This window comes from Microbispora amethystogenes, from assembly GCF_016863015.1.
Taxonomy (GTDB): Bacteria; Actinomycetota; Actinomycetes; order Streptosporangiales; family Streptosporangiaceae; genus Microbispora; species Microbispora amethystogenes.
The window spans coordinates 69,726-81,400 of sequence record NZ_BOOB01000021.1 but is presented as its reverse complement, the minus strand read 5'-3'; the positions used below and the strand labels follow the sequence as shown (position 1 = coordinate 81,400).

The window sequence follows — 11,675 nt, the reverse complement described above, 5'->3', positions numbered from 1 at the left end:
TGGTCTCACCTGTGTAAACGGTAAGGCGCAGGTCAAGTCTGATCAAGTGTTCGGTCAGGTGCGCCCGGCCCGCGGAGGCCCGCGGTGCGGCGTCGGCGGCAGACGGGGCGCGGCGCGGGAGATTCGGAAGCGCCCGATCACACGCTAGGGGCGCACCCTTTCGGCCGAAGCGCGACGGCGCCCGCCCGGCCGTATTCCGGCAGGTGGATTGGGTCTTTTCAAAGATCGCCACACGGGTTATCACAAAGCGGAAAGGTGAAAGTGAGCCTTCCGCCTTCACCGTGATCGCCCGCCCCACCCTGATCACGGCTCGACTCGATCACCCGCCCCACCCCGATCACCGCTCCACCCGAAGCAGGGCACGACGCGCCGGGACCGCCCGGCGTCGACATCTCGCACGCCCACTGGGCACCACCGCGATGGAGGACGGCATGCGCCTGTTACGAACCGTGGTCATCCGACTACTGGTCATGGTTGCGATGGTCGCCGGGGGGACGACCGCAGCGGCGGGCGCCGCCTCCGCGGCCGTTCCCGACGTGTGGGGATTCGCCTACGTCAACACCAGCTCCGGCGTCCCGAACCTGTCCTACCAGGCGGGCAGCTGGACGTCCGGGTCGGTGACCGTCACCCCGGGGGTCCCCGGCGAGTACTTCGTGCGGTTCCCGGGGATCGGGATCCCCTCGGGCGGGATCGCGCACGTGACCGCGATCACGCAGTCGGCCGAGTGGTGCCAGATCGAGAAGTGGGGTATGGCCGGCACCGACGAGATCGTGGCCGTGCGGTGCTACCGGTTCGGCGGGGGCCCGGCGAAGGCGTTGTTCTCCATCGTCTTCGCCAGCAGCAGCGGAGCACTCACCTCGGCGACGCAGGCGTACGGCTACGTCTTCTGGAACGGCTCGTCCATCGCCTCCCACTACAACTCGGCGCTCGCGGTGAACACCGTGACCCACACCTCCACCGGGACCTGGACCGTCTGGATGCCCGGCCTCGGCTCGTCCACGCAGGCAGGGAACGTGCAGGTCACCGCGGTCGACTCCGGCGTGCCGGCGCGGTGCAAGGTGGGCGCCTGGAGCTGGGCGGCGACGGGGCAGAAGTTCCAGGTGCTCTGCCACGACGCGACCACCACGCCGCTCGACACCGGCTGGACCCTCACCTACCAGCGCGAGCGGGCCATCACCGGGGCGTTCGCGCCGCCGAAGTACTTCGCCTACACCTTCGACAACACCCCGGCCAACCCCGGTCCGTACGCGCCGCTGCCCGCCGGGATCAACTTCAACTACCCGGGCGCGGTCAACACGGTGCAGTCGGCCGGGACCGGCATGCGCCTGGTGACCTTCCCCAAGGTCGGGTTGCTGCCCAACAACGTGCAGGTCACGGCGTACGGGCCGGGGCCGGCCTTCTGCAACCTGCTCACGCTGTGGACCACCTCGGGCTCGGACGTCTACGTCCGTGACGTGGTCTGCTACAACGGCACCACGGCGGTCGGCCAGCCGTCCCTGGTGACCTACACCTCGAAGTACTGACAGAACCGGAGCACTGGCACGACCGGGGGGCGGGTCACGGCACGCGGAGGCGGTGGGTGAGCCCCGTGTGCCGGCGGCCCGCCCCCCGCGTGCGGACCGCCTGGCCGAGCGCCCGCCGTGACCCCACGACGACCACGAGCTTCTTGGCCCGGGTGATGGCGGTGTAGAGCAGGTTGCGCTGCAGCATCATCCAGGCGCTGGTGGCCAGCGGGATGACCACGGCGGGATACTCGCTGCCCTGGGAGCGATGGATGCTGACGGCGTAGGCGTGCGCCAGCTCGTCCAGCTCGTCGAAGGAGTAGTCGACGTTCTCGTCCTCGTCGGTGAGCACGGTCAGCTTGCTCTCCTCGGGGGTGATGGCGGTGACCACGCCCACGGTGCCGTTGAACACCCCGGCCGCGCCCTTGTCGTAGTTGTTGCGCAACTGGGTGACCTTGTCGCCGACGCGGAAGACGCGGCCGCCGTACCGGCGCTCGGGCATGCCCTCGCGGGCGGGGGTCAGCGCCTCCTGCAGGGCGATGTTGAGCGCGCCCGCCCCGGCCGCGCCGCGGTGCATCGGCGCCAGGACCTGCACGTCCCTGCGGGGGTTCAGCCCGAACTTCTTCGGGATGCGGCGGGCGACCACGTCCACGGTCAGCGCGGCGATCTCCTCGGGCTCCTCGCAGGGGAACAGGAAGAAGTCGGGGAACTCCCGCACGAGGGGGTGCTGCCCGGTGTTGACGCGGTGGGCGTTGACGACCACGCCGGACTCCTGCGCCTGGCGGAAGATCTGGGTCAGCCGCACCCGGGGGACGTCGGGGGCGGCGAGCAGGTCGCGCAGCACCTCGCCGGCGCCGACGGAGGGAAGCTGGTCGACGTCGCCGACGAACAGCAGGTGCGCGCCCGGGGCGACCGCCTTGGCCAGCTTGTTGGCCAGCAGCAGGTCGAGCATCGACGCCTCGTCCACCACCACCAGGTCGGCGTCGAGGGGGTTGTCGCGGTCGAAGGTGGCGTCCCCGCCGGGCCGCAACTGGAGCAGCCGGTGCACGGTGGTGGCCTCGTGCCCGGTGAGCTCCGCCAGCCGCTTGGCCGCCCGCCCGGTCGGGGCGGCGAGGATGACCTTGGCGCGCTTGGCCCGCGCGAGCGTCACCACCGAGCGGACGGTGAAGCTCTTGCCGCAGCCGGGGCCGCCGGTCAGCACCGCGACCTTCTCGGTCAGCGCGAGCCGTACGGCCTGGGCCTGCTCGGGGGCGAGGTCGGCGCCGGTGCGGCCGCGCAGCCAGTCGAGGGCGGCGGGCCAGTCGACGTCCGCGAACGCCCTGAGCCGGTCGTGCGACGAGGCCAGCAGGCCGCGCAGCGTGCCGGCCAGCGACAGCTCGGCGCGGTGGAAGGGCACGAGGTAGACCGCCGGGACGGTGACGTCGCCGTCCCCGGCGTCGCCTTTCCTGTCGCCTTCGCCGCTCCCCCGGGCCGGGATCTCCTCGCGGACCACCCCCTCCTCGGCGACCAGTTCCTCCAGGCAGGTCCCGGCCAGGGCGGCCGGCACCTCCAGGATCTTCACGGCGTCGGCCACGAGGTTGGGGGCGGGCAGGAAGCAGTGGCCGTCGTCGGCGCCCTGCGACAGCGTGTAACGCAGCCCGGCCTTGACCCGCTCGGGGCTGTCGTGGGGGATGCCGACGGCCTGGGCGATCGTGTCGGCCGTCTTGAACCCGATGCCCCACACGTCGTCGGCGAGTCGGTAGGGCTCCTTGCGGACCACCTCGATGGAGTCCTCGCCATACTGCTTGAAGATGCGCACCGCGATGGAGGTGGACACCCCGACGCCCTGCAGAAAGATCATCACCTCTTTGATGATCTTCTGTTCCTCCCAGGCGGCGGCGATCATCTTGGTCCGCTTGGGGCCGAGCCCGGGCACCTCGACCAGCCGCTTGGGCTCCTCCTCGATCACCCGCAGGGTGTCGGTGCCGAAGTGGTCCACGATCCGCTCGGCCATCTTCGGGCCGATGCCCTTGATCAGGCCCGAGCCCAGGTAGCGCTGGATGCCCTGGATGGTCGCCGGGAGCACCGTGGTGTACGACCAGACCTCGAACTGCCTGCCGTACCTGGGGTGGGAGCCCCAGCGGCCGGTGAGCCGCAGCGACTCGCCGACCTGCGCCCCGAGCAGCGGCCCGACCACGGTCAGCAGCTCGGTGCCCGACCGCTCGGTGGCGACCCTGGCGATCGTGTACCCGGTCTCCTCGTTGGCATAGGTGATCCGCTCCAGCACGGCGTCGAGCTGGACGCCGGGCGGCCTGCCTTCGGGACCCGCGGTGGTCATGGGTGGCATTCTCCCCCACGCCCTCGCCCGTGCGCGCCGAGCAGGACCGCAAAGAGTTCTTCGCGAAGAACCCTTTGCGAAGAAATCTTTGCGGTTTAGGGTGGGAGCATGTCCGACTCACCGTCCTCGCCCTACACCCCGGGCAACCCCGACGTGGTCGTCCTGGACGCCAAGGGCCTGCGCGCCCTGGCGCATCCCGTACGCGTGCAGCTGATCGGCCTGCTGCGCAAGCACGGACCGTCGACCGCCACCCGGCTCGCCGAGCGGCTGGGCGTCAACTCCGGCACCGCGAGCTACCACCTGCGGCAACTGGCCGCCGCGGGCTTCGTCGAGGAGGACGCCGGGCGCGGCAACGCGCGGGAGCGCTGGTGGCGCTCGGTCCACCGGTCGACGTATTTCGAGGGCATCGACCTGGTCGAGCGGGAACCCGAGGTCGCGCTGGCCTACCTGCAGTCCGTCGCCGCCGCCTACACCCTGCGCGTGCAGCGGGCGGTGAACGAGTTCCAGACGATGCCCCGCCCGTGGCGGAGCGCCGCCGACATGAGCAGCTGGGCGCTGCGGCTCACCCCCGGGGAGACCGTACGGCTGCGGGACGAACTGCACGACGTCATCGCCCGATACCGCCGTGACGTCCCCGAGGAGGCGGCCATCGCCCCGGAGGGCGCCGAGCGGGTGGGGCTGATCTCCTACATCCTGCCCGAACTGGACGCCCCCGACCCCGGCGCGGACCCTGGGCCCGATCCGGACGACGATCCGGACCACGACCCCGACGGCGGGGGCTCGTCATGACGGCCCCGGCGACCGGACCCGCGACCGGGCCCGCGACCGGACCTGTGGCCGAACCCGGCACCGGCCCGGGCGGGTCCTCCCGGGAGCGGGGAGCGCGGGCGCTGACCGGGCTGCTCGCGGCCACGGCGGTGGCGCTGACCGGCACCCGGGTCTCGACCGTCGCGCTGCCGTGGTTCGTGCTCGTCACCACCGGCAGCGCCACCCAGACGGGCCTGGTGGCGTTCTGCGAGATGACCCCCTACGTGGTGGTCAAGGCGCTGGCCGGGCCGCTGGTGGACCGGGCCGGCCCGCGGCGGATCTCCTCGAGCACCGACCTGCTCAGCGCGGCCGCCGTCGCCGCCGTACCCCTGCTGCACGCCCTCGGCCTGTTGTCCTTCCCGCTGCTGCTGGCCGTGGTCGCGGTGGTCGGCGCGGCGCGCGGCCCCGGCGACCTCGCCAAGCACGTGATGGTGCCGGAGGCGGCCGAGCGCGGCCGGGTGCCGCTGGAGCGGGCCACCGGACTGTCGGGCGTGACCGAACGGCTGTCGTCGACCCTCGGCCTGCCCGCCGGCGGGATCCTCGTGGCGCTGCTGGGCCCCCTGACCGGTCTCGTCGTCAACGCGGCGTGTTTCGCGCTCGCCGCGCTGCTCGTCGCGTTGGCGCTGCCGCGGGGCATGGGGCGGCCGGCCCCGGCCGTGAGCCCGGGACGCCCGCCGGGGGATGCCTCGCCCGGAGAGCCGGGATACTGGCGGCGTCTCGGCGAGGGCTTCGTCTTCCTGCGCGGCGAACCGCTGCTGCTGGCCGTCATCGTCATGGTGGGCATCACCAACCTGCTCGACGCGGCGCTGAACACGGTGCTCCTGCCCGTGTGGGCCGAGCGGTCCGGAAACGGCCCGGCCGCCATCGGCCTGAGCAACGGCGTGCTGGGCGCGACGGCGATCGCGGGGAGCCTGCTCGCCGCGGGCGCCGCGCACCGGCTGCCGCGCCGGGCGGTGTTCTTCACCGGGTTCCTGCTGGTCGGCGCGCCGAGGTTCCTCGTCCTCGCCGCCGACGCGCCCATGTGGGCGGTGGTCGCGGTGTTCGCCGTCGGGGGGTTCGGGTCCGGCTTCCTCAACCCGATCCTGGGCGCGATCGCGTTCGAGCGGGTGCCGCGCGCCCTGCTGGGGCGGGTCAACGGGCTGGGCGACGCGCTGGCGTGGGCCGGGATCCCCCTCGGCGGGCTGGTCGCCGGGGCCGCGGTGGCCGCCTTCGGCCTCGCACCGGTGCTGCTGGCCGGCGGCGCGGCCTACTTCCTGACCACCAACCTGGCCGGGCTGCGCCCCGAGTGGCGCGAGATGGACCGCACGCGCGGGCGTGGCTTCCGGGAGCGTGAACCCGGCCCGCTCTCCGAGCCCGCGGCGTCCCGGGGCGGGTGATCCGCGGCGCGGCGTTGTGCGCGGCCCCCGGAGGCCGGTCCCGGCCGGGCCTCCGGACGGACGCGCGGCGGTGGCCTTGGTCCTCGCGGCCCGTGACCCTCGGACCCTGACGGCGGTCCGGCCCGGACGGATGCTGAGGTCGTACCGCTGTGACGGCGGAAGGAGGAGCCATGCGGACCGACAGGCCCGGCAGGGCGACATGGCCGAGGAAGCTGGGCGTTCTCATCCTGGTGCTCCCGCTGGTCATCGTCGTGGCCGGCAAGAACCCGGACGCGGCGGGGGCGGTGGTGGCCGCCGGCGGGCGGCTGCTCGGCTGGTGCGCCGACGCGATCGCCCGTCTGCTGGGCGAGCTCACCACCTGACCACCCCCCGGCCTGACGACTCCGCGGGCCGCCCGTCTCGCGAGCTGAGCATCCGGCGTGCCGGCCGTCCCACGGACCTCCCGTCTCGCCCGCTCCCCCTGACCGGTGAGCTGGGCGGATGCGGAGGCCGCGGGAGCGGCGGAGCGCTAGCCTGGTGCGGATCACGGAGCGGGAGGGGTGGGGCATGGTTTCCGAGGGGACGGCCCGCGCGCTGCTGGCGAAGCTGGCGGCCGAGCAGGCGGAGTCACGGGTGCCGTCGCTGGTGGCGGCGATCGTGCGGGGCGGCGAGGTCGCCTGGTTCGGGGGGCGCGGCCGGGTCGGCGACGAGCCGCCCACGCCGGACACCCAATATCGCATCGGCTCCATCACCAAGACGTTCGTCGCGACGGCCGTCATGCGGCTGCGCGACGAGGGCCGGCTCGACCTGCTGGACCCCCTCGGCAAGCACGTGCCGGGCACCCCGCTGGGCGACGTGACGGTCGCGCAGCTGCTGTCGCACACCGGAGGGCTGACCGCGGAGTCGCCCGGTCAGTGGTGGGAGCGCACGCCGGGGACGCCGCCGGCCGACCTGCTCGCCGCGCTCGGCCCGGAGACCGCGCGGCACCGGCCCGGCCGCCGCTACCACTACTCCAACCTCGGGTACGCCCTGCTCGGCGAGCTGGTCGCGCGCAAGCGGTCGGCGCCGTGGGAGCAGGTGGTGCGTGAGGAGATCCTGCTGCCGCTCGGCATGCGCGACACCACCCCCCGGCCGAGGCCGCCGCACGCGACCGGATACGCCGTGCACCCGTGGGCCGACGTGCTGCTGCCCGAGCCGGAGAACGACCACGGCGCCATGGCCCCCGCCGGGCAGATGTGGTCCACCCCCGCCGACCTCGCCCGCTGGGCGGCGTTCGTCGCCGGCGACACCGGCGAGGTGCTGCGCCCGGCCACGCTGGCCGAGATGCGTGAGCCGGCCACGGTGGAGGACGGCGACACCTGGACCCGCGGCTACGGCCTGGGCTTCCAGGTCGCCCGGCACACCGGGCCCGGCGGGCCGCGGCGGCTGGCCGGGCACACCGGGTCGATGCCCGGCTTCCTGGCCACCGTGTGGGCCGACCCCGCCGACGGCGTGGCGGTGCTGTGGATGGCCAACACCACCGCCGGGGTGCGCCCCCTCGACACCGCGCTGCTGGACATCCTGGCCGAGCACGAGCCGCCGCTGCCCGCCGAGTGGCGGCCGTCGCCCGTGGACGAGGACCTGCTGGAGCTGACCGGGCCGTGGTACTGGGGCCCGACGCCCTACGTGCTGCGGGTCCTGCCGCGGCGGGGCCTGTCGCTCGGCCCGGTCAACGGGCGGGGCCGGGCGTCCCGGTTCGTGCCCGACGCGGACGGCACCTGGGTCGGTCTCGACGGCTACTACGCCGGGGAGACGCTGCGGGTGGTCCGTTCCCCCGGCGGCGTGACGCATCTCGACCTCAACACGTTCGTGTTCACCCGTGAGCCGTACGACCCGGCGGCCCCGGTGCCGGGCGGGGTCGACCCGGACGGCTGGCGGTAGCCCGGCCGGTCAGGTGGCCGACAGCGCGGCCGTCGGCGGCAGCCGGGCCGCGCGCATCGCCGGGTAGAGACCGGCGATCGTGCCGATGACCAGCGCGGCGCCGGCCGCGCCCGCGAACGCCCAGGGCGGCACCACCGGCGGCCAGCCGCGCGCCAGTGCGTACGCGGTGGTCGCCAGGCCGCCGAGCACCGTGCCCGCCAGCCCGCCGAGGGCCGACAGCAGCAGCGACTCGGTGAGGAACTGCAGGCGCACCTGCCCGCGGGTGGCGCCGAGCGAGCGGCGCAGGCCGATCTCCCTGCGCCGCTCCAGCACCGAGATCACCATGGTGTTGGCGACGCCGACCCCGCCGACGAGCAGCGCGACCGCGCCGAGGCCCAGCAGCAGGCCGGTGAAGGCGCTCGCGGCGGCGGCCCGGGCCGCGAGCGCGTCCGAGGGCCTGCTCACCGTCACCTCCTCCGGGTTCTCCGGGTTGACCGTGCGCGGCAGCACGGCCCGTACGGCCTCCACCGACTCCTCGGTCGACCGCTCGTAGATCGTCGTCGGATGGCCGTCGAAGCCCAGGTAGTCGGCGGCGGCGGGGAAGCCGACGAGCGCCGAGCGTTCGATTTCGGGGGCGAGCGGCATCGGGCCGAGGATGCCGACGACGGTGAACCACCGCTCGCCCATCCACACCCGTACGCCGGTGCGGGTGACGCCGAGGCGTTCGGCGGCCTTGGCGCCGAGCACGACGGCGGGCCGCGTCTCGGTGGCGGCGTTCAGCCAGGCGCCCGCGGTCACCCGGCCCTCCAGGGTGGCGAGCAGGCCGGACGTGGCGGCCTGGACGGCGATGCCGCCGGTCACCGCCTCGGGGATGCGGTCGGTGCGCCGGATCGTCGTGCCGACCACTCCTGTCGCCGACGCCGTGCGGACCGGTCCGATGCGCCGGACCATGCGCAGCGCCTCCTCCGGCAGCTTCGCCTGCTCGCCGAACAGCGTGTGGCCCGGCGAGACGGTCAGCAGGTTGGTGCCGAGCCGGTCGAGGCGGCGCAGCAGCTCCTCCCGGGAGGAGGCCGAGACGCCCAGCACTGCGATCATGGTCGCGATGCCGATGGCGATGCCGAGCGCGGACAGGATCACGCGGGCGGGGCGGGTGCGCAGCCCGGCCACGCCGGTCCGCAGGACGTCGGACGGCCCGAGCCGGGCCGGGACGAGCCGCCCGCCGGTCGTCCCGCCCGTGGTCTCACCGGTCATCGTGACGCTCCCTTCGCCGTCGCGGGGACGGCCCCGGGCGCTCGGCGGCCCGTTCCCGGGCCGTCGTCGCCGGCGATCCGCCCGTCGCGGACGCGCACCTGGCGCGGGCACCACGCCGCGATCTCCGCGTCGTGGGTGATGACCAGGATCGTGGTGCCGGAGGCGTGCAGGTCCCGCAGGACGGCCAGCACCTCGGTCCCGGCCTCCGAGTCGAGGTTGCCCGTCGGCTCGTCGGCGAGTAGCAGCGGCGGGTCGCCCGCCACCGCTCGGGCCACCGCGACCCGCTGCTGCTCGCCGCCCGACAGCTGGTGGGGCCGGTGGCCGAGGCGGTGGCCGAGGCCCACCCGTTCCAGCGCCGCGGCGGCCTTCTCGCGCCGGGCCCGCGGCGGGACGCCCGTGTAGAGGAGCCCGTCGGCGACGTTGTCCAGCGCCGCGACCCCCGGGGCGAGATGGAACTGCTGGAAGACGAACCCCAGGTGGCGGGCGCGCAACGCGGACAGCTCGCGGTCCGACAGCCCCGGCACGTCGTGCCCGGCGATCCGCACGGTGCCGGTGGTGGGCCGGTCGAGGGTGCCGATCAGGTGGAGCATGGTCGACTTTCCCGACCCGGACGGCCCGGCGACGGCCACCAGCTCGCCCTGCTCGACGAGCAGGTCCACCCCGCGCAGCGCCCGCACGCCGCCGTAGGTCCGGGTCACCTCGCGCAGTTCCACGACGTACGGCCCGCCGGCGCGGACGGGTTCGTTCGGGAGCCGGTTCATGGGGCGGGCACCCCGACCTTCATGCCCTCGGCGAGCCCGGCGCCGGTGATCTCGACCATTCCGCCGCCGAAGGCGCCGGTCTCCACCGGCACGATCCGGGTCGCGGCGCCCTCGACCACCTCCACGCCGAAGCCGCCCTCGCGCAGCGCGAGCAGCGCCTCCACCGGCACGGCCAGCACGTCGCGACGGCGTTCGCTGACCAGCTCCACCTGCACGGGCGCCTTGTCGAGCCGGGTTTTCGGGGTCCTGGCCAGCGTGATGTCCACGTCGACGGTGCTGTCCTCGTCCTGGCCCTCACCCTGCGAGGCCGCCTTGGCGACCGTGCCGACCGAGGTCACCCTGCCTTTGACGCGTTCACCGCCGGGCAGCTCCACCGCGACCGTGGCGCCCTTCCGCACCAGCGCCTGGTCACTCGTGGACAGGTCGACGTGGACGAGGCGGCGCAGGCCCGACACGACCAGGGCCGGTTGCCCGGGGCCGGTCCTGGCGCCGACCTCGGCCCTGGCGTCGGTCACCCGGGCGGCGGCGGGCAGGAACACCACCTGGGAGGCGTCCACCTGCCCGGTCCGCGGCAGCCCGGCGTCGTCCTGCCACTGCCTGACGGCGAGATAGGTGGCGTAGCTGAAGTGGTCGTCCACCGTCAGGTCGCCGCCGTAGCCGAGGACCTTCAGGTTGCGTTCGAGCTGCTCGACGTCCGGCCCGTCGGCGACGCCCTGCCGGAGCGTACGGTAGAGCGGCAGCGTGCCGTACATCAGCACGACCGGGCGGCGGGCGACCCGCAGCAGCGGGCGGCCCCGGCGGACGACCGCCCCCTCGGCGGGCACCCAGGTCACGACGCCCCGGGCGTCGGTGACGATGTGCCGCTCCCCGGAGTAGGTGAGCGATCCCTCCACGGTCTTGGTGTCGACCAGGTCCTGCCGGGTGATCGGGGTGGTGGCCGGGACGGCCCGCGCGGAGGGCCCGCCCGCGCCGTCGCCTCCACCCGCACCTCCACCCGCACCTCCACCCGGCCTGCCACCGGGGCCGCCGCCCGTCACGGCGACGGCCGTTCCCGCGGCGGCCAGCGCCAGGACGCCCGCCCCGGCGAGCACCAGGGCCCGGCGCGTCACGGCCGCTCCCCCGGCGCGAACTCCTCGCACTCCTTCTGCGCCGCTTCCATCGTCTTCTCCTGGCCCGGCTTGACCTTGACGAGGAGCCCCTCGCCGGGCTTGGGGTCGGCCATGTCGATGCCGTGTTCGCGCATGCACTGGGCGAACTTGAGCATCCGGTCGCGTTCCCGGGGGTCGTCGGCGCCCGCCCGGTCGCCGACGGCGTTCTTCATGAAGTGCTCGCAGGCCCGCATGGCCTCGCGGGTCGTCGCCTCCTCCCCCTTCCGGCCGCGGATCTGGACGCGGCCGGAGGCGTCGGGGTCGGGCATGTCCACGCCGTGTTCCCGCATGCACTGGGCGAACTTGAGCTGGGCCTCGCGCAGGTCGGTGCTCGCCGAGGCGGACGGCGTGGCCCCGGCCGTGCTCCTGGCCGTGGACGCGGCGGCGATCCCGTCGCCGTCGGAGGCGCCGTCGGAGGCGCCGCCCCGGGCGCCACCACAGGCTGCCGCCGTCGCGAGAGTCGTCGCGAGAGCTGTGGCGAGGGCCAGGCGCAGCCCCGTCCGTACGGGTCGCGGGCGCAGGGGTCGTGAGCGTGCCGGTCGCAGGCGCATGGTCGTTCCTCCTCCCCCGGGGCCTTCGCCCGGGACGGGGCCCAACTCCAGCGCAGCCGGTGCTAACCACGGATAAGGAGGAGC

Annotated in this window: 10 protein-coding genes; 5 read left to right on the top strand and 5 right to left on the bottom strand. The window is 74.4% G+C overall.

What is annotated here, in order from left to right:
- Positions 1-431: 431 nt before the first annotated feature.
- On the top strand, positions 432-1,523 hold the full coding sequence (locus Mam01_RS16220; RefSeq protein ID WP_204286149.1) for a hypothetical protein: 1,092 nt from the start codon (positions 432-434) through the stop codon (positions 1,521-1,523).
- Positions 1,524-1,557: 34 nt separating this feature from the next.
- Here the strand turns inward: Mam01_RS16220 and recD2 are convergent, their stop codons facing one another.
- Positions 1,558-3,819 carry an SF1B family DNA helicase RecD2 gene (gene recD2 / locus Mam01_RS16215; RefSeq protein WP_204286148.1) on the bottom strand — a complete coding sequence of 754 codons (2,262 nt, stop codon included), beginning with the start codon at positions 3,817-3,819 and terminating at the stop codon, positions 1,558-1,560.
- A 108-nt stretch (positions 3,820-3,927) separates the two neighbouring features.
- On the opposite strand from recD2, the gene Mam01_RS16210 reads away from it, so the two are divergent.
- The 4 genes from Mam01_RS16210 to Mam01_RS16195 all read left to right on the top strand — a co-directional run bounded on the left by Mam01_RS16210 (position 3,928) and on the right by Mam01_RS16195 (position 7,901).
- Complete coding sequence (locus Mam01_RS16210; RefSeq protein WP_204286147.1) at positions 3,928-4,608, top strand: ArsR/SmtB family transcription factor; 681 nt, start codon at positions 3,928-3,930, stop codon at positions 4,606-4,608.
- Positions 4,605-6,002, top strand: a complete 1,398-nt coding sequence (locus tag Mam01_RS16205; protein ID WP_204286146.1) for an MFS transporter — start codon at positions 4,605-4,607, stop codon at positions 6,000-6,002. The genes Mam01_RS16210 and Mam01_RS16205 overlap by 4 nt, the downstream gene beginning before the upstream one ends.
- A 170-nt stretch (positions 6,003-6,172) precedes the next feature.
- Complete coding sequence (locus Mam01_RS16200) at positions 6,173-6,364, top strand: hypothetical protein (protein ID WP_204286145.1); 192 nt, start codon at positions 6,173-6,175, stop codon at positions 6,362-6,364.
- 184 nt (positions 6,365-6,548) lie between these two features.
- A complete protein-coding gene (locus Mam01_RS16195; protein WP_204286144.1) occupies positions 6,549-7,901 on the top strand; it encodes a serine hydrolase domain-containing protein in 1,353 nt (450 codons plus the stop codon).
- A 9-nt stretch (positions 7,902-7,910) separates the two neighbouring features.
- Here the strand turns inward: Mam01_RS16195 and Mam01_RS16190 are convergent, their stop codons facing one another.
- Genes Mam01_RS16190 through Mam01_RS16175 form a run of 4 tightly spaced genes read right to left on the bottom strand, consistent with a single transcriptional unit; the run spans position 7,911 to position 11,591 of the window.
- On the bottom strand, positions 7,911-9,131 hold the full coding sequence (locus Mam01_RS16190; RefSeq protein WP_204286143.1) for an ABC transporter permease: 1,221 nt from the start codon (positions 9,129-9,131) through the stop codon (positions 7,911-7,913).
- The gene (locus Mam01_RS16185; protein ID WP_204286142.1) at positions 9,128-9,892 is read right to left on the bottom strand and encodes an ABC transporter ATP-binding protein; all 765 of its coding nucleotides are present in this window, start codon (positions 9,890-9,892) and stop codon (positions 9,128-9,130) included. The genes Mam01_RS16190 and Mam01_RS16185 overlap by 4 nt, the downstream gene beginning before the upstream one ends.
- Complete coding sequence (locus Mam01_RS16180) at positions 9,889-11,001, bottom strand: efflux RND transporter periplasmic adaptor subunit (RefSeq protein ID WP_239101350.1); 1,113 nt, start codon at positions 10,999-11,001, stop codon at positions 9,889-9,891. Before Mam01_RS16180 ends, Mam01_RS16185 begins: the two co-directional genes overlap by 4 nt.
- Positions 10,998-11,591, bottom strand: coding sequence for a hypothetical protein (locus tag Mam01_RS16175; RefSeq protein ID WP_204286141.1), 594 nt, complete (start codon positions 11,589-11,591; stop codon positions 10,998-11,000). Before Mam01_RS16175 ends, Mam01_RS16180 begins: the two co-directional genes overlap by 4 nt.
- Between the last annotated feature and the right edge of the window lie 84 nt (positions 11,592-11,675).